Source organism: Microbacterium sp., assembly GCF_040394595.1.
Classification (GTDB): domain Bacteria; phylum Actinomycetota; class Actinomycetes; order Actinomycetales; family Microbacteriaceae; genus Microbacterium.
Genome location: NZ_JBEBSA010000002.1, coordinates 251,743 through 269,218 on the forward strand (window position 1 = coordinate 251,743; position 17,476 = coordinate 269,218).

16 protein-coding genes are annotated in these 17,476 nt (G+C 70.7%); 9 read left to right on the top strand and 7 right to left on the bottom strand.

The window, feature by feature from the left end:
• Nucleotides 1-30: 30 nt before the first annotated feature.
• From ABWO84_RS03945 to ABWO84_RS03970, 6 genes are all read right to left on the bottom strand, one after another.
• A complete protein-coding gene (locus tag ABWO84_RS03945) occupies nucleotides 31-1,773 on the bottom strand; it encodes an ABC transporter permease (RefSeq protein WP_353112740.1) in 1,743 nt (580 codons plus the stop codon).
• Nucleotides 1,773-2,858 carry an ABC transporter ATP-binding protein gene (locus ABWO84_RS03950; RefSeq protein WP_353112742.1) on the bottom strand — a complete coding sequence of 362 codons (1,086 nt, stop codon included), beginning with the start codon at nucleotides 2,856-2,858 and terminating at the stop codon, nucleotides 1,773-1,775. Before ABWO84_RS03950 ends, ABWO84_RS03945 begins: the two co-directional genes overlap by 1 nt.
• 8 nt (nucleotides 2,859-2,866) lie before the next feature.
• Nucleotides 2,867-3,964, bottom strand: a complete 1,098-nt coding sequence (locus ABWO84_RS03955; RefSeq protein WP_353112744.1) for an extracellular solute-binding protein — start codon at nucleotides 3,962-3,964, stop codon at nucleotides 2,867-2,869.
• Nucleotides 3,965-4,034: 70 nt separating this feature from the next.
• Nucleotides 4,035-5,153: an ROK family transcriptional regulator gene (locus tag ABWO84_RS03960; RefSeq protein WP_353112746.1), complete on the bottom strand. Its 1,119-nt coding sequence runs from the start codon at nucleotides 5,151-5,153 to the stop codon at nucleotides 4,035-4,037.
• Nucleotides 5,153-6,040, bottom strand: a complete 888-nt coding sequence (gene mshB / locus ABWO84_RS03965; protein WP_353112748.1) for an N-acetyl-1-D-myo-inositol-2-amino-2-deoxy-alpha-D-glucopyranoside deacetylase — start codon at nucleotides 6,038-6,040, stop codon at nucleotides 5,153-5,155. Before mshB ends, ABWO84_RS03960 begins: the two co-directional genes overlap by 1 nt.
• Nucleotides 6,041-6,246: 206 nt before the next feature.
• On the bottom strand, nucleotides 6,247-7,662 hold the full coding sequence (locus ABWO84_RS03970) for a polysaccharide deacetylase family protein (protein ID WP_353112750.1): 1,416 nt from the start codon (nucleotides 7,660-7,662) through the stop codon (nucleotides 6,247-6,249).
• Between the two features lie 115 nt (nucleotides 7,663-7,777).
• Here ABWO84_RS03970 and ABWO84_RS03975 point away from each other — a divergent pair, with 115 nt between their 5' ends.
• From ABWO84_RS03975 to ABWO84_RS03990, 4 genes are all read left to right on the top strand, one after another.
• Nucleotides 7,778-8,731, top strand: coding sequence for a metal ABC transporter solute-binding protein, Zn/Mn family (locus tag ABWO84_RS03975; RefSeq protein WP_353112752.1), 954 nt, complete (start codon nucleotides 7,778-7,780; stop codon nucleotides 8,729-8,731).
• Complete coding sequence (locus tag ABWO84_RS03980) at nucleotides 8,728-9,546, top strand: metal ABC transporter ATP-binding protein (protein WP_353112754.1); 819 nt, start codon at nucleotides 8,728-8,730, stop codon at nucleotides 9,544-9,546. Before ABWO84_RS03975 ends, ABWO84_RS03980 begins: the two co-directional genes overlap by 4 nt.
• 151 nt (nucleotides 9,547-9,697) lie before the next feature.
• Complete coding sequence (locus ABWO84_RS03985) at nucleotides 9,698-10,582, top strand: metal ABC transporter permease (protein ID WP_353112756.1); 885 nt, start codon at nucleotides 9,698-9,700, stop codon at nucleotides 10,580-10,582.
• Nucleotides 10,583-10,616: 34 nt separating this feature from the next.
• Nucleotides 10,617-12,038 (top strand): DivIVA domain-containing protein, encoded by a 1,422-nt coding sequence (locus ABWO84_RS03990; RefSeq protein ID WP_353112758.1) that lies wholly within the window; start codon nucleotides 10,617-10,619, stop codon nucleotides 12,036-12,038.
• 54 nt (nucleotides 12,039-12,092) lie between these two features.
• On the opposite strand, the gene ABWO84_RS03995 is transcribed toward ABWO84_RS03990, so the two are convergent.
• Nucleotides 12,093-12,779 carry a DUF899 family protein gene (locus tag ABWO84_RS03995; RefSeq protein WP_353112760.1) on the bottom strand — a complete coding sequence of 229 codons (687 nt, stop codon included), beginning with the start codon at nucleotides 12,777-12,779 and terminating at the stop codon, nucleotides 12,093-12,095.
• A 76-nt stretch (nucleotides 12,780-12,855) separates the two neighbouring features.
• On the opposite strand from ABWO84_RS03995, the gene ABWO84_RS04000 reads away from it, so the two are divergent.
• The 5 genes from ABWO84_RS04000 (at nucleotide 12,856) to ABWO84_RS04020 (ending at nucleotide 17,475) form a co-directional block, all read left to right on the top strand.
• On the top strand, nucleotides 12,856-13,428 hold the full coding sequence (locus ABWO84_RS04000) for a TetR/AcrR family transcriptional regulator (protein ID WP_353112762.1): 573 nt from the start codon (nucleotides 12,856-12,858) through the stop codon (nucleotides 13,426-13,428).
• A 65-nt stretch (nucleotides 13,429-13,493) separates the two neighbouring features.
• A complete protein-coding gene (locus tag ABWO84_RS04005; protein ID WP_353112764.1) occupies nucleotides 13,494-13,898 on the top strand; it encodes a Fur family transcriptional regulator in 405 nt (134 codons plus the stop codon).
• On the top strand, nucleotides 13,895-14,905 hold the full coding sequence (locus tag ABWO84_RS04010) for a permease (RefSeq protein ID WP_353112766.1): 1,011 nt from the start codon (nucleotides 13,895-13,897) through the stop codon (nucleotides 14,903-14,905). Before ABWO84_RS04005 ends, ABWO84_RS04010 begins: the two co-directional genes overlap by 4 nt.
• Nucleotides 14,898-15,665, top strand: a complete 768-nt coding sequence (locus tag ABWO84_RS04015; protein WP_353112768.1) for a TIGR03943 family putative permease subunit — start codon at nucleotides 14,898-14,900, stop codon at nucleotides 15,663-15,665. The genes ABWO84_RS04010 and ABWO84_RS04015 overlap by 8 nt, the downstream gene beginning before the upstream one ends.
• Nucleotides 15,655-17,475, top strand: a complete 1,821-nt coding sequence (locus tag ABWO84_RS04020) for an Ig-like domain-containing domain (protein WP_353112770.1) — start codon at nucleotides 15,655-15,657, stop codon at nucleotides 17,473-17,475. Before ABWO84_RS04015 ends, ABWO84_RS04020 begins: the two co-directional genes overlap by 11 nt.
• Nucleotide 17,476: the final 1 nt, after the last annotated feature.

The window sequence follows — 17,476 nt, forward strand, 5'->3', positions numbered from 1 at the left end:
TTCTCTGGGTGGGGTCGGGGCGGGCGGCGGTCAGAAGGCCGGCGTCGCGGCTTCCTTGGATTCCATGCGGCGCGTGACGATCAGCACGGCCAGCACGAGCAGGACCTGGATCATGCCGTACACCGAGCCGGTGCCGATGTTGCCCTGGTAGTTCTCGTTGTTCACGGCGATCGACAGCGGGATCCACTCCGGCGTGTAGATCAGGATGCTGGCGACGAACTCGCCGACGCCGTCGACGAACGCGAGCAGCGCGCCGGCCATGATGCCGCGCGAGATGAGCGGGAGCACCACGCGCCGGAACGCGTACCACCAGCTCGCGCCGAGGCTGCGGGCGGCGTCCTCGAGGTTCGGGTCGAGCTGTGAGAACGACGCGAAGGTGGAGCGGAAGATGAGCGGATTGAAGCGCACGAAGTAGGCCAGCGGCAGGATCGCGAACGTGCCGACCAGCACCTGCCCGAAGGCGAACGGCGACGGGCTCGAGAACGCGGTGATGAGGTTGATCGCCACGACCGTCCCGGGCAGTGCCCAGGGGAGCATGATCGCGATGTCGAGCGCCAGCTTGCCCCGGAAGTGCATCCGGCTCATCACGTAGGCGGCGCCGGCGCCGAGGATCATCGCGCCGCCGACCGCGATCACGCTCATCAGCAGCGAGTTTGTGACGGGCCGCCAGAACTCGAAGCCGCTGAACAGCTGCCCCCACCACTCGAGCGTGTACTGCGAGGGCAGCACGCTCATCCGCCATCCGCCCTTCGCGGTGAAGGACAGCACGGCGATCATCAGGATCGGCAGCACGAGGAACACGGTCACCGGCGCGGCGACGACGAACAGGAGCACCTTCAGGGGCGTCGACGTGACGGTCGAGCGCTTGCGTCCGCCGCCCTTGGACTGCGTGCGGTACACCTTGCGCTGCTCATAGGAGCGGATGACCGCGAGGAACACGATCGAGATCACCGCGAGCGATGTCGAGATGATCGACGCCAGCCGCATGTCGCCGTTGGTCTTGGCGATCACGATCTGCTGGGTCATCACATCCGTGTACTGGAACAGCAGCGGGGCGGTATAGGAGGACATCGCCGACATGAACGTGATGAGCGACCCCGCGACGAGTGCCGGGGTGAGCATCGGCAAGACCACCTTCGCCCAGATCCGGCCGGTGCGCGCGCCCATCGACGCGGCCGCCTCCTCGAGCGAGGCGTCGGCGTTCTCGAGCGCCGCCGAGACCGTGAGGAAGAAGTAGGGGTACATCGTCATCGCGTGCACGATGAGCACGCCCGCGACGCCCTGCAGCCAGAACATCTTCTGGTCGGCGCCGAAGAACTCCTGCATCGCGAAGGGGATGCGCCCGCCGACCCCGAACAGCAGCTTGAACGCCCACACGCCCATCAGCGGGGGGAGGGCGATCGGCAGCAGCGCCAGCACCTGGAACACCCGGCGGCCGGGGAACTCCCAGCGGGTGAGCAGGATCGCCACGCCGGTGCCCAGCACCCCGGCGCAGAGCACCGAGAGCAGGGACAGGACGATCGAGCCGCCGATCGCGGAGGTCTGCGTCGGGTTGGCGAAGAAGTCGCCCCAGGCCTTGAAGGAGAAGCCGAGGATCTCGGCCTTGTCCTGCGAGACGCTGCGGCGGGCGGTGGCGATCATCGGCCCGATGACGTAGCCGAGGAGTACGACGAGCAGCACCGTGAGGGTGAGCACCGTCGACCAGCGGCGGCGGAACCAGGAGGGGCGCTTCGAGGGCCCGACCACGCGTTGCGCGTTGGTGAGCGTGACCATCAGTCCTCCGCGGGCACGCAGTACGCGGCGTCCTCGGGCAGCACGACCCGGAGGGTGTCGCCGCGGGCGGGGCGCGCGTGCGCGCCGGTGAGGTCGACCTTGATGCGCCCGAGCGCGGTGTCGAGCTCGCAGGAGAGCGAGTAGCCGATGAAGTCGACGTCGGCGACGGTGCCGGAGACGACGTTCTCGTCCTCGCCGGCGGCCGCGATCCGCACGTTCTCCGCCCGGACGGTCGCGATGAGGCGCGACCCGACGCCGAATCCGACGCCCGGGGCCGCGCTCGCCGTGCGCACCGCGAGCGCGCTGCCGTCGGCGAGGGTGAGCACCGCGCGGGTGCCGTCGTTCTCGCGCACGGTGGCGGCCAGCAGGTTGTTGCGGCCGAGGAACCCGGCCGCGAAGGCGGTGAGGGGACGGCTGTAGACCTCGTCGGGCGTACCGACCTGATGCACGACCGCGGTGTTCATGACGGCGATGCGCGTCGACATCGCCAGCGCCTCGGCCTGGTCGTGCGTGACATACACCGACGTGATCCCGGTCTCGGCGTGCAGGTCGCGCAGCGCGCCCCGCATCTCGAGGCGCAGCTTCGCGTCGAGGTTCGACATCGGCTCGTCGAGCAGCAGGAGCTGCGGACGGAAGACGAGCGCCCGGGCGAGCGCGACACGCTGCTGCTGCCCGCCCGAGAGCTCGTCGACGCGGGCGTTCGCCTGCGCGGTGAGGCCTACCTGGTTCAGGACGTCGCTGATGCGACGCGAGGCCTCGGCCCTCTGCACCCCGCGGACGTCGAGTCCGAATCCGACGTTGCGGCTGACGGACATGTGCGGGAACAGCGCGTAGTTCTGGAAGACCAGACCCACGTCGCGCTTGTTCGCCGGCGCGTACGTCACGTCGCGGTCGTCGAAGTGGATCGTCCCGCTGTCGGGCTCTTCGAACCCGGCGATCATGCGCAGCGTCGTCGACTTGCCGCATCCCGACGGGCCGAGGAGGGTGAAGAACTCCCCGTCCTCGATCGTCAGGTCGACATCGTTCACGACGGTGCCGGAACGGGAGAACGATTTGCGCAGCTGGTGCAGAGTGACCGAGACCATGTGTCAGTTCAGCCCTTGTCCTTGATGTTGTCGGCCCAGTAGGTCATCCACTCGTCCTGGTGCTCCGCGAACACCTTCCAGTCGATCTTCATCTCGTTGAGCGTGAAGTCCTTCATCCAGTCGGGCTGCTTGTCCTTCGGGATGTCCATGGCGGGGATCTGGTAGTAGTCCGTGGCGAGCTTGGCCTGCATCCCGGGCTCCATCAGGAAGTCCATGAACGACTTGGCGGCCGAGGCCTGCTTCGGGTTCTTGATGACGGCGACGCCGTCGACGAGCACCGGGGCGCCCGACTTCGGCATCACGTAGCCCCAGGGGCGGTTGTTCTTCAGCGGCTGGATCAGGGCGTCCTGCATGTTCCAGACGGTGACCTGGCCGGTGCCCTGGTCGAGCTGCGTGTACATGTCGTCCGGGTTGGCGGCGTACGACACCGTGTTGGCGTCGATCTTCTTCAGCAGGTCGTAGCCCGCATCCGGCTTGCCGTCCTCGGCGAACGCCGAGTACACCATCGACGCGTAGATCGTGCGCATCGTGCCGGAGGGCATGACGTCGCGGATGACGATCTTGTCCTTCCACTCCGGCTTCGCGAGGTCGGCCCAGTCCTGCGGGGCGGTCTTCTCGTTCAGCAGGTCCGAGTTGTAGATGATGACCTCGGGGAGCAGCATCTCGGCGATCCACTGGTGTCCGGGGTCCTTGTACTTGTCCGGGACGTCCTTGTCGTTCTTGGGCGTGTACTCGGCGAGGAGGCCCTCGGAGGCGGCCTGCTCGAACTGCTGCTGGGTGCCGCCCCAGAGGAACCCGGCCTGCGGGTTGCCCTTCTCGGCGCGCATCCGGTCGAGGTTGTCCTGGGCGCCGGCGATGACGGTCTTCACCTTGTCCTTGTACTCGGGGAACTTCTTCTCGAACTCGCCGACGACCCAGGCGACCTCGTCCTTGTCGCGGCCGGTGTAGATCGTGAGGCTGTCGCTGGGTGCGTCCGCCTCGGCGGTCTTGGACTCCTTCGGCTTGTCGGCGGTGACGTCGCCGGCGCATCCGGTCAGCAGCAGGGCGCCTGCGGTGGCGAAGCCGGCGAAAGCGAGCAGTGGGCGGGTGTTCTTGTGTGCCTTCATTGTCTTCCTCGTCGAAGTGGTGCGGCGGGTGCCGCGGATCGGGTGTGATTGCGGATGGGGGTGGAACTGTTCATAGACCTCCCGCGAGCAGCTGCTGCCAGCAGCGGTTCAGAGCCGAGTCGAGCACTGCATCGGGATTCGACCGTGCAGCCCTGACCTCGGGGAGGAAGGGGAGCCCGCCGCGCAGCGGATCGAGCATCTCGGCGTGCTCCGCGGCGCGGAACGCGCGGGCGTGGCCGCCGAGCAGGATGACATGCGGATCGAGGATCGCGGTGATGACGGCGATCGCGTGGGAGAAGGACGCGAGCACCTCGGAGCGGAGCCTGCGGGCCGCCGGGTCGCCGGCGTCCGCGAGGGCGAGCAGGCGCTCGACGGCGGGCTCCGCGACCTCGTGCCCCGCCGCCTCGAGCCGCGCGGCGATCGCGATCGTGGAGGTGGCGTCCTCGAAGTCGGTGCGGTCGGTGGCGCTGAGCGGGAACAGGCCGATCTCTCCCGCGGCGCCGTGGTCGCCCTCGATGAGACGCCCGCCCGCGATGACGCCGGCGCCGATGCCGCGCTCGCCGAGGTAGAGGTAGACGGCGTTGCGACTGGCCCGTCGGTCGAGGACGCGGCGCTCGGAGGCCATCATGAGGTTCACGTCGTTGTCGATCGTGACGACGACGCCGAAGCGTTCGCGCAGCATCGCCCGCAGGGGCACCTCGGTCGCCCAGCCGAGGTCGGGCGCCGCGCTGACGCTGCCGGTCTCGGCGTCCACCACTCCGGGGACCGCGACGCCGATGCCCAGCAGGCGCGGCGTGCGCGCGGCGAGCTCGGCCACCCGGTCGACGATCGCCTCGGGGCTCACGGCGCCGGAGGCCGCAGGCGCGGACGACTCGGCGATGACCCCGCCGTGCAGGTTGACGCTGCGGGCGCGCAGGCCCTCCGACGTGCAGGAGACCGAGAGGAGCGCGCCGTAGTCGCGCACCACCTCGAGGCGCACCGGAGGACGGCCGATCGCCTGGGCCTGGGCGCCGACCTCGCGGAGCATGCCGTCGTCGAGCAGGCTGCGCACGAGGCGGGTGATGAGCGAGGAGCTCACGCCGAACTGCTCGACGAGGTCGGTGCGGCTCTTGCGCTGCTCGTGCAGGGCCCCGACGATGCGGGCCCGCTGCATGCGGCGGTCGGCGAGGGCGAGGGTCGCGCGCGGCATCAGCGCACCGCCGCGCCGCGGAGCAGGCCGGTCTCGTAGCGCTCCGAGGAGCGGTGGCCGCCCTTCACCCGGATGAACCACTCGCGGTCCTGGATGCGCATGCCGCGCCCGGAGGCGAGCACCCAGTACGGGCCTTTCACGGTGAGCTGCGTGCGGTGGCAGTCGAGGGCGGCGGACTTCGCGGCGAGGTGGGCCGACACGTCGAACTCCACGTCGATGTCGTCGTCCTCGTGCACGCCGTCGGGGTACTCCGCGGGGTCGGGGTCGACCCACAGCCCCAGCTCTTCGGCGTGGGAGGCGAGCTCGGTGAGCTCGTCCACGATGAGGCGGCGGGGCACCGCGGTCCAGTAGACGAGGGGCACATCCCAGACCGGGGCGTCGAGCGCGGCTTCCGGGTCGGCGGCGAGCTCGACGCCGCGCATCGCCACCCGATGGGTCTGGATGTGGTCGGGGTGCCCGTAGCCCCCGTTCGGGTCGTAGGTGATGACGGCCTCGGGGCGGGTCTCCCTGATGATCGCGGCCATCATCAGGCCGGCCTCGTCGAGGTCGGCCTGCCAGAAGGCGTCGGGCCGGTCGTTCGCGGGGATGCCCATCCGGCCGGAGTCGCGGTAGCGCCCGGGACCGCCGAGGTAACGGTGGTCGGTCACGCCGAGGGCGGCCATGGCGTCGGCGAGCTCGCGGGCCCGTTCGGGGCCGAGGGCGTCGTCCTCGTCGACGTGCAGGTGCTGCAGGGCGGGGACGGCGATCTTCCCCTGCTCGCCCTGGGTCGAGGTGACCACGGTGACGCCGTTGCCCTCGGCGAGGAGGCGTGCGATGGTGCCGCCGGTGGCGCAGCTCTCGTCGTCGGGGTGCGCGTGCGCGAGGAGCACGTGGGATGCGTCCGCCATGGTGATCTCCTCTGATCCGCCAGCCCGGGAATCCGCCCGGATCGAATTAGATTCTGACAGCAAGAATCAAACTGTGACAGACCGGAAAATAAGTCCCCGATCCCCCGCACCTTCCCGTCTATTCGTCGCAAAGTGCCGGAATCCGGGTCCGGTAAACGCACTCCGTGACGAATAGACGGGAAGGAGCCCGGGGGCAGGGGGAGGAGTCAGTAGGTGCCGAAGTAGCGGGCGCCGGGCTTCGGGTCGCCGACGAGCTCCGACACCGTCACGAACACGTAGCCCTTCGCCCGCAGAGCGGCGATCACGCCGGGGACCGCGTCGACCGTGGTGGCGTGGATGTCGTGCATGAGCACGATCGCGCCGGGCTTCGCCTTCGCGGCGGCCTCGACCGTCTTCGCCGCGTCGCGCGTCTTCCAGTCGAGGGTGTCGACGCTCCACAGCGCCTCGGCGTATCCGGCGTCCTTGAGGATCCCGTCGACCATCGCGTTGCGCGCCCCGTAGGGAGGCCGGAACAGGACGGGCTTCACGCCGGTGGCGTTGAGGATCGCGGCTCCGGCCTTCTCCACCTCTTCGCGGACGGCCGTGGGGGTGAGCGAGGTCAGCTGCGGGTGCGACCAGGAGTGGCTGCCCACCTCGTGCCCCTCCTTCACCTCGCGCGCGACGAGCTGCGGGTGCGCCTGCACCTGCGCGCCGAGCACGAAGAACGTCGCGTGCACCTTCTCCCTCTTCAGGATGTCGAGCAGGCGCGGCGTGGTGCCCTTGCCCGGTCCGTCGTCGAACGTCAGGGCGACGCACTTCTGCACATGGCAGTCGACGGGCGGGTTCGGCGCGGGCGGCGGGGGCGGCGGCACCTCGAGTTCCTTGGGGTCGAGGGTCGCCGTGCGGGCGGCCTGCCCGATGGGGGTGAGGAGGGAGGCGGGGTCGGCGTCGACCGCGATGAGCGGCGCCCCGTACGAGCCCGCGGCCACCTGATACGAGTCGAAGCCCACGAGCAGCCGTCCGCGCGCGTCGAAGCCCACGGCGGGCTCCCCTCCCGCGAGGATCTGCTCGGCGCCGTCGACGTCGGGGCTGAGCACGTGCGCGCGCAGCGCCTGGGTCACCGAGCGGATCACCGCCTCCATCCCCGCGGGGGTCACGAAGTCGCGGAGGGTGAGCTGCCTCTTCTGCTTCGTGTCGTACCAGACGGTCTTCTCGGTGTCGGCGGTGCTCGCTCCGGGGCTCATCTCGCTCGACAGCAGGAAGCCGACGAGGGAGGCGCTCGAACCGAGCGTCGACCAGCTGATGCTGATGAAGCCGTGCCCGTCGCCGCCGACCCGTCCGGATGCCCGGTAGTCGGCGACCTGCGCGTCGGAGAAGCCGGCGAGGGTCGCGTTGAGCTCGGGGTGCCCGTCGACCTGGGGGACGACGGCGTGGATGCGGGCGGTCTCGTCGTCGACGGACCGCGTGGTCAGTCCGTGGATGTCGGCGGAGGGGACGGTCTGGAAGGCGGAGAGCGGCAGCGGGTCGAGCGTGGGCTCGGCGGAGGGCGTCGGTCCGGCGCTCTCCTGCGGCTCCGGTGCGCATCCGGCGAGGAGGAGGAGCACGGCTCCCGCGGCCAGGAGGGGGACGCGGAGGCTCTTCATGCGCACCAATATAGGCGGCCGATGGTGACCGTCCGCTGAACGGCGGGGGAGCGGTCCCATGCCGAGCCGGAGCGCGTTGTTGAGAATGATTCTCATAACCACTAGAGTCGTGGACATGAAGAAACTCGCCGCCCTGCTCGCCGTGTCCGCCATCGCCCTCACCGGATGCTCCGCGTCCGCCACGGACGGCGGGGGGACGGGGCGCCTCCAGGTGGTCGCGTCGACCGACGTGTACGGCGACCTCGTGAAGAAGATCGCCGGCGACCGTGTCGAGATCACCAGCATCATCGCCGACTCCGCGAAGGATCCGCACTCCTACGAGGCGAGTGCCCGTGACCGCCTCGCCGTGCAGAAGGCCGATCTCATCATCGAGAACGGCGGCGGGTACGACGCCTTCATGGACACCCTTCGCGAAGGCTCGAAGGCCACCGTCATCACCGCGGCGGAGTTCTCACACGACTACCCGGGCGACGGCCATGCCGACGACGGCGGCTCCTCGGTGGACGAGCACGACCACGGGCACGAGGGCCATGATCACATCGAGGGCTTCAACGAGCACGTCTGGTTCGATGTGCACACCATGTCCCACGTCGCGGAGCAGATCGCCGAGGACCTCGCGTCCCTCGACCCCGCGGGCAAGAGCGACTACCAGAAGGCCTCCGAGAAGCTGATCGGCGAGCTCGACGGGTTCCAGAAGCAGCTCGACGATCTGCACGGCACGCTCGAAGGCACCAAGGTGATCATCACCGAGCCGCTGCCCGGACTCCTCGCGGCCGCCGCGGGCCTCGACGACGTCACCCCCGACGGGTTCGCTTCCGCGGTCGAGGAGGGCAACGACGTCGCCCCCGCCACGCTGCTCGCGACGACGCGCCTCATCGCCTCCGGTGAGGTGAAGGCGGTGCTCACCACCGCGCAGACCGGCGGGTCCGAGACGCAGAAGGTGGAGCAGGCGGCGAAGGACGCGGGCATCCCCGTGGTGAAGTTCAGCGAGCTCCTCGGCCCGGATCAGTCGTACGCTGAGTGGATGCGCGAAGCGATCGACTCCCTCTCCGGGGCACTGCAGAGGTGAGCGGCGACGCACACCTCCTCGACATCAGCGGAGCCGCCCTCCAGCGCGGGGAGCGGGAGCTGTGGTCCGGGCTCGACCTGACGGTCGAGCCCGGCGAGTTCATCGCAGTGCTCGGTCCCTCCGGTTCGGGGAAGACCACCCTGCTGCGCGCGATCCTCGGACTGCAGGGCCTCTCCGCCGGCAGCATCCGGTTCCGCGGCCAGCCGGCCCGGCGGGGCGACCGTCGCATCGGCTACATCCCCCAGCAGCATCCGCTGCCCCCCGACACCTCCATGCGGGCGCGCGACCTGGTGGGGCTCGGCGTGCACGGCACGCGGTTCGGACTCCCGATCCCGCACCGGGGCGACCGCGAGCGGGTCGACGAGCTGCTCGCGGCGGTCGGCGCCTCGTCCTTCGCGGATCGCCGGGTGGGACTGCTGTCGGGGGGAGAGCAGCAGAGGCTGCGGGTCGGCCAGGCGCTCGCCGACGATCCCGCGCTGCTGCTCTGCGACGAGCCGCTGTCCAACCTCGACCTCGCGAACCAGCGTGCGGTGATCGACATCATCGATCGGCAGCGCAGGGAGAAGGACGCCGCCGTGCTGCTGGTCACGCACGACATCAACCCCCTGCTGGGCAAGGTCGACCGCATCCTCTACATCGCCTCGGGCCGTTTCGTGCTGGGGGCGCCGAAGGACGTGCTGCGCAGCGACGTGCTCACCGACCTCTACGGCACGGCGGTGTTCGTGCTGCGGGCCGGCGACCGCCTCGTGGTGGTCGGCGCCCCCGACGCGGAGACCCGGCACGAGCACGCGCACACCGAGGAGGGGGCGGCATGATGCGTCGTCACGTTTCGCGGGCGTTGTCGCGTTTCGCGGATGGTTCGCCGGGTTCGGTCCGGGATTCGGGACATGGTCCGCGGTCCGGGCGTGCGGCCGGGCGTGCGGTTGGGCGGGCGGATGCGCGGCGCGTCGCGCGAGGGGGGCGGTCATGATCGGCGGCCCCGCGCACCTCTTCGACTGGGGGAGCCTGTTCTCCTTCCAGGACTACGGCGAGCTCGTGGCCCTGCTCTCGAACTCGATCATCGCCGGCGCCGTGCTCGGTCTCGTCGGCGGTCTCGTCGGCGTCTTCGTGATGCAGCGCGACCTCGCCTTCGCCGTGCACGGGATCAGCGAGCTCTCCTTCGCGGGAGCCGCCGCGGCTCTGCTGCTCGGCGGCAGCGTCGTGGTCGGCTCGATCGGCGGAGCGCTCGTCGCCGCGGTGCTCATCGGGCTCCTCGGCACCCGCGCCCGGGAGCGCAACTCCATCGTGGGCGTGCTCATGCCTTTCGGCCTCGGCCTCGGCATCCTCTTCCTCTCCCTCTACGACGGACGCAGCGCGAACCGGTTCAGCCTGCTGACCGGACAGATCGTGTCGGTGTCGAGCCCCGACCTCGGATGGCTGATCGGGATCGCCGTCGTCGTGCTCGCCGGGCTGCTGCTGATGTGGAACCCGCTGCGCTTCGACTCCCTCGACCCGCAGTCCGCGGCCGCCCGCGGCGTGCCCACCCGGGCCGTCGGCCTGGTCTTCATGGTGCTGCTCGGGCTCATCGTCGCGGTGAGCGTGCACATCATCGGTGCGCTCCTCGTGATGGCGCTGCTCGTCACCCCCGCCGCCGCGGCGATGCGGGTCGCCGCGGGTCCGGTCGCGGTACCCGTGCTGGCGGCGCTCTTCGGCCTGGTCTCGGCGGTCGGCGGCATCCTGCTCGCGCTCGCGGGCACACTGCCGGTGAGTCCCTACATCACCACGATCTCGTTCCTCATCTACCTCGGATGCTGGGGTGTGCAGACGGTGCGCGGACGCGTGCGACGGTCCCGGGGCGCCCAGTACGCTTGACGCGGGGTGAGGCGTCGGCAGAAAGGTGTGTCCAATGACCGATTCGAACGTGCCCGAGGGGCAGCGTGGGGACTTCTTCGACCAGCTTCTCGAGACGACGCCGCGGGAGCATGCGTCGTTCACCGTGGGGTTCCGCGGCTATGACAAGGGCGAGGTGGATGCGGCGCTGAAGACCCTCCGGGACCAGCTGCAGCGCGTCACCGCCGACCTGGACGGCGTCGAGGGCCGGCACAGTGCCGAGCTGGAGAAGGTGCGCGGCGACAAGGACGCCGAGATCGAGCGTCTGCGCGCCGAGGGCGACGGGGAGCTGGAGCGAGACCGGGCCGCCGACCGTGAGGCCATCGAGCGCCTCGAGGGCGAGCTGGTCGCCGAGCGCGCCCGTGCCGACGAGGCGGCCGACCAGGTCGCCGCCCTCACCAGCGAGCTGGTCGCCACCCCCGGCGAGGGGGACGAGCAGCAGAGCCGTCAGCAGTTCGAGGCCGTGCTCCGCGTGGCGGAGGAACAGGCCAGCGTGCTGATCCGCAACGCCGCGGTGCAGGCGGAGCGACTGCTCGAGGCCGCCCGCGAGGAGGCCGAGACCAAGCGGGCCGACCTCGAGGCGGACGTCGCCCGGATCACGGCGCAGGCGCAGCACGACGCCGATCAGGTGCGCCTGAAGATGGAGACCGAGTACACCGCGCATGAGGCCCGGATCGCGCGGGAGGGGGCGCACGCCGACGAGAAGGTCTCCCAGGCCGAGCAGGAGGCTGCGACCGTTCGCACCGAGGCCGAGAAGGGCGCGGCCGCATTGCGTGCCATGGTCACCCGTGAGACCAGCGACTTGCGCTCGGACGCCGAGCGGGAGGTGCGCGAGATGAACGCGCGCGTGCTGGAGTTCGAGGAGACGCTCACCCGCCGCCAGGACGACGCGCAGCAGGAGTTCCTGCTGCTGCACAACCAGGCGGTCGCGCACGCCGAGCGGATCACGGCCGATGCGAACGAGCAGGTCTCGGCGTCGCTCGAGCACGCGCAGCGGATCTCGTCGAAGGCTGAGGACTTCGAGAAGCTGATGCGCTCGCAGGCGCAGACGATCGAGGCCGATGCGCAGGTGCGGGCACGCGAGACCCTCGACCGGGCCCGGGCCAAGTCGCAGAAGATCGTGGACAGCGTGATGACGCACGCCAACTCCGTGTTGCGCGACGCCGAGGACCGCACGAGGCAGCTGCGCTGGCAGCAGCAGCAACTGAACAGCTTCATGGCCGAGGTGCGTGAGCTGATCCGCCCGGAGGGGGCGCCCGATGCAGGGTCCGCCGACCGTGCGGAACAGGACGCCGTCTCGGTCCCCGAGGGTGTCGAGGACATCGACGACGAGCTCGAGGGGCTCGACGAGGAGTTCGAGGACGACGAGACCGAAGGCGAGGACGGCGAAGCCGCCGACGCGTCGGAGGACGCCGAGGAGGTCGCCGCCGAGCGGTGAGCCGGACGTGACGGGAGGCCCCGGATCCGCGCGGATCCGGGGCCTCCCCTCGTCTCAGGCCTCGGGGTCGCCGTACAGCGCCGCGACGTCCTTCGAGGTGAGCCACCGCTCGTAGGTGGGATCCTGCGGCCAGCCGTCCGGGACGTCCTGCCAGACCTCCTGGCGTCCGTAGGGGAGCACGTCGGAGATCGCGAAGAACAGGCTGAACTGCTCGGCGCCGCGGCTCGTGGTGTGCCAGGTGCGGTAGACGTCGTCGCCATCGCGCAGGAAGACGTTGAAGGCGAAGCCCTCGCCGGGGCCGGCGTCCATGTCGGCGCCGAAGGCCGAGCCCGCCGACGAGTACCAGGTCATCTCGTTGCCGACGCGCTTCTTGTAGGCGAGGATCTCGTCCATCGGCCCGTTGGTGACGACCACGAAGCGGGCGTCCAGCTCGGCGAGTGCGCCGGTTCGCGTCCACTGCGAGGTCAGCCCGGTGCATCCCGAGCACTGCCAGCGGTTCCCGTCGCTCCACATGTGGTGGTAGATCACCAGCTGGCTGCGCCCGTCGAAGACCTCGGCGAGGGTGACGGAGGAGCCGTCCTCGGCGGTGAGGCGGTACTCGGGGAGCTTCACGGCGGGGAGCCGACGGCGCGCGGCGGCGATGGCGTCGAGTTCCTTCGTCGCCGCCTTCTCGCGTACCAGGAGGTCTGCGAGCGCGTCGCGCCAGGTCTGCTCATCGACGACGGGGGGAAGCGCGGTCATGGTCACTCCTAAATGTTCACGGCGTCTACATCTGCTATGTTCACACCATACACATTGGGGGCGGAGGGGACAAGAGGTGGCGTATCACCATGGCGACCTCGCGGTCGCGCTCGTCGACGCGGGGCTCGAGCTCAGCCGCGAGGGGGGCCTCGATGCCCTCACGATCCGCGAGGTGACGCGGCGGGTCGGCGTCTCCCCGAACGCCGCCTACCGGCACTATCCGAACCTCGCCGCCCTCCGCGAGGCGGTCTCCGACGCGATCCTCGCCCGGCTCGCCGGGGCGATGACGAGCGGAGAGGCGGGGGACGGCGCCGCACGGCTGCGCACGGTGGGGCTCATGTACATCGACTTCGCCCTCGCCGAACCGGGCTGGTTCGCCGTCGCGTTCTTCGGCTCCCGTCCGATCACGCCCGAGGCCGCCGCGCAGGCGCCGGCGTTCCGGGCCCTCGCCGCCGCTCTCGACGCGATGGTCGAGGAAGGCGCGCTCGCCCCCTCCGCGCGTGCCGATGCGGCCTGGTCGTGCTGGGCCACCGTGCACGGTTTCGCCGAGCTCGCGCTGCACGGTCCTCTCGCCGCGGTGCCGGCCGAAGAGCAGCGCCGTCTCGCCGCCGCCGCCGTCGACGCGGTGATCGCGGGCGTCCGCGCCTGATCCGCGCCCGCGGAAGGCGGTCGTCTCCCAGCCTCCGCACGCCGCCCCGGCCTAGACTCGAAGGCATGGCTCAGCGGAACACGTGGCAGCGCGAGCGGGTGCGCGATGCGCTCGCCGACGCGCAGGGCTTCGTGAGCGCGCAGAACCTGCACGCTACCCTGCGCGACGAGAACACCGGGATCGGCCTCGCGACGGTCTATCGCGCTCTCGCCGGGCTCGCGGCGTCGGGAGAGGCCGATTCCCTGCAGAGCCCCGAGGGTGAGGCCCTCTACCGCGCCTGCGTGTCGCAGGTGCACCACCACCACCTGATCTGCCGCTCGTGCGGTCGCACCGTCGAGATCGAGGCGAAGGCCGTGGAGCAGTGGGCCCAGCAGGTCGCGTCGCAGAACGGGTTCCAGGGCGCCGAGCACGTCGTCGACATCTTCGGGCTGTGCGCAGCGTGCGCCGCGCAGCAGGATGCCGCCGAGTGACCGTCCACGCCGCGCAGCAGACCAGGCGCATCTCCCCGCTGGCCGGCGTCGGCATCGGTGTCGGCATCCTCGCGGTGCTCGTGCTCATCGATCAGTTCGCGCCGAAGCTCTTCGCCGACGGCCTGCCCACGCGGCTGCAGGACGGGCTCACCCTCAGCCTGAGCGTGCTGATCGAGGCGCTGCCGTGGGTGTTCATCGGGGTCGCGCTGTCGATCGTCGTGCAGGTGTGGCTGCCCGCCGACGCGCTGCAGCGCTGGATGCCGAGCAACGCCTGGGCGCGCCGGGCGGTGCTCTCGCTGCTGGGGATCGTCGTGCCGGTCTGCGAGTGCGGCAACGTGCCCTTCGCACGCGGGCTGATGATGCGCGGCCTGGCCCCCGCCGAGGCCCTCACCTTCCTCATCGCGGCGCCGATCGTGAACCCGATCGTCATCCTCACGACCAACGCCGCGTTCGGGCTCGACGGCGGCATCCTCGTCGCGCGCCTGGCCGGCGGGTTCCTCATCGCCAACCTGATCGGGTGGATCTACAGCCTGCACCCCGACCCGCAGCGGATGCTGACCGAGAAGTTCATCGCCACGTGCGAGCACGTGGCGCATGAGCCGGGCACGCCGATGCGCCGCAGCCTCACCCAGTTCATCATCGAGCTGCGCGCCGTGATGCCCGCACTCGTCATCGGGTCGGCGCTCGCCGGCGCCGTGCAGGTGATCGTGCCCCGCGATCTGCTGGTCGCGATCGGCGCCAACCCGCTGTTGTCGATCCTCGCGATGATGGCGCTCGCGATCACGGTCGCCATCTGCTCGAACGTCGACGCGTTCTTCGCGCTGTCGTTCGCGTCGACGTTCTCGCCCGGGGCGATCGCGGCCTTCCTGCTGGTCGGCCCGCTGGTCGACGTGAAGATGATCGCCCTGCTGCGCACCACGTTCACCTGGCGCACCCTCGCCGGGATCATCGGCGTCGTGCTGCTGAGCTCCTTCGCGATCGGGATGGCGGTGAACGTCCTTGTCTGAGCATCCCGCGCGCTCCCAGGCCCTGCTCACGCGGTGGCTCGGCGTCGGCCTGGCATCCGTGATCGCGGTCGTCACCCTCGGCCTTGCGCTGACCGGGCGGCTCACGATGTACATCAGCCCCGACACCGTGTGGTTCGCCGCAGTCGCCGCAGCCCTGCTCCTGATCGGCGCGGTCTGGACGTGCACGCTCCCGCTCGGCGCGGAGAGCGACCACGGCCACGAACACGGCCATGACCACGGCGGAGGCCGGCGTGGCCGCCGCGTGGCGGCCGCGGTCGGCACGGGCGCGGCGGCGGTGATCGCCTCCGGTTTCGTCGTCGCCGCGATCGCGCTTCCGCCCGCTTCCCTGTCCGCCGAGCTGGCCATGTCGCGCGCGGGCGAGCAGCGCGTGCTCTTCGCCGGTGCGGACGAGGTGCGTCTCGGCGTCGCGGACACCGCCTCGTTCGGGGTCGGCGAATGGTCCAGCGTGTTCGCCACCGCGACGCGCCCCGAGACCTTCGACGGTGCGAGCGTGACGCTCACCGGATTCGTGACGCCGGCGAAGGGTGGCGAGCTCGGGCTGACGCGCATGGTCATCACGCACTGCGTGATCGATGCGCAGCCCGCCTCGGTGCCGGTGTCGGCCTCCGCATCGGAGTTCGCCACGGGGCAATGGATCGAGGTCACGGGGACGGTGCGGGCCGGCAAGGACGGCTCGCTGCGGATCGAGCCGACGTCGATGAAGCGGATCGCCGAGCCGAAGGACCCGTATGAGTACTGACGGCGAGGCACCGCTCACCCGGGCCCAGCTCCGCGCGCTGCGCGAGCAGGCGGCGCAGGAGGAGACGGCACGGCGCGAGCCCTCCTCCCCGGCCGAGGGCCGGACGACCGCTGGTGATCGTGCGGATGCGGCGGAGCGCCCTTCCCCGGATCAGCCGCCCCCTCGGGATCCGGATACCGCGGGACCCGTCGCGACGGCGGGATCCGGATCCGACGCATCCGACGCGGAGACCTCTGTCGGAGCGCCGCCGGCGGTCGTCGGAGCCGGGCTGTTCGCGGACCGGAGCACCGATCCGTTCGACGAGCCCGTTGCTCCGGCGGAGGTCCCGCGCGTGGCGGCGTCCGTGGCAGCGCAGGAGCGGTCGATCCCCGTCCCCACGTCGCCGATCTCCGGCATCGGCGCGGTGCCGCCGGCGCCGGCAGAGGAGCCCACGGCGCGCCCCGTCCCTCCCCGCCGCTTCCGCCTGGCGGTGCTCGGCGTGCTCGGCGTGCTGCTGCTCGTGGGCGTCGGGCTCACCGCGGTCAATCTGCTGCAGGGACCGCGCGTGGTGAACGTCAAGGTCGACCCCGCGCAGGCGATCGAGGCGTCCGGCAGCCGTGTCATCCTCACCACCAGTCAGCCGCTCGCCGCGGTGAAGGCGTCGCAGGTCAAGGTCGAGCCCGCCGTGCCGTTCACGGTCGACGCCTCTGGCCGCAGCGTGGGCATCCGCTTCACCGTCCCCCTCGACGATGCGACGAAGTACTCGGTGACGGTGTCGGGCGCGACGCCCTCCGGCGGCGGCCCGAAGGGCGACCTGACGGCGTCGTTCATCACTCCGAAGGCGCGGATGCTGCTGCTGCAGCGGTCCGCGAAGGAGGACAAGATCTTCAACACCGACCTCTCGGGCAAGGGGCCGACCCTGGTCTTCTCGCACGAGCGGATCAGCGACTTCCGGGCCACGGCGAACGCGATCGTCGTCGCGGTGGACGACGGCAAGAGCTCCCGGCTGATCGTGATGAACCGCGACGGCTCGGGGCAGCGTGATCTGAAGCTCCCCGGCAAGGGCTTCGTGTCGACGCTCCAGGTGTCCGATCGCGGCGGCCTGGTCGGCTACACCTACTCCGATCACGACCTCACCGACACGTCAGGCCGGGCGAGCGTGCTCGTGACCGAGCCGCTCAGCGGCAAGGGCGAGCCGCGCATCGTGAAGGTGGGCGGCAAGGAGGCGAGCGTGGGCGACTGGCGCTTCGTGCCCGACTCGTCGTCGCTGCTGCTCATCGACTTCAACAGCGCCCTCTCCCTCGAAGACCCCACCTCCGACGCCGGGGTCCAGTCGCTGGGCCTCGCGGCCAGCATCCTCGGGATCACCCGGGGCACCTACACGGCCGTGGTGCAGCGCACGGACGGACCGCTGGTCGAGATGGACCTCGCGAACGGCGAGGAGAAGCCGCTCCCGACGACCGACCCCGACTACGGGCCGCCGAACACCGTGCTGCCGCTCACCGACGGCACTCTGCAGCACGTCGTGCAGCGCGACTCCGAGGGCATGCCGACCGGTCAGGCGGTGATCCGCACCGATGCCAAGGGCAAGGCGCAGCCGGTGATCCAGGTGAAGGGCACCGACGCGATCCTGCAGGTGTGCGCCTCACCGAGCGGCCGGTACGCGGCGGTGGTGGTCGCGCCCGACCTGCCCAACAACCCCTACGACGACATGCTGCTGCCGTTGCCGGGCACGCTGCACACGCACCTGATCGAGCTGTCCTCGGACAAGGAGCTGGTCGCGCTGAACGGCTTCGACTCGTCGTGGTGCCAGACGGCGCCGCAGATGTGAG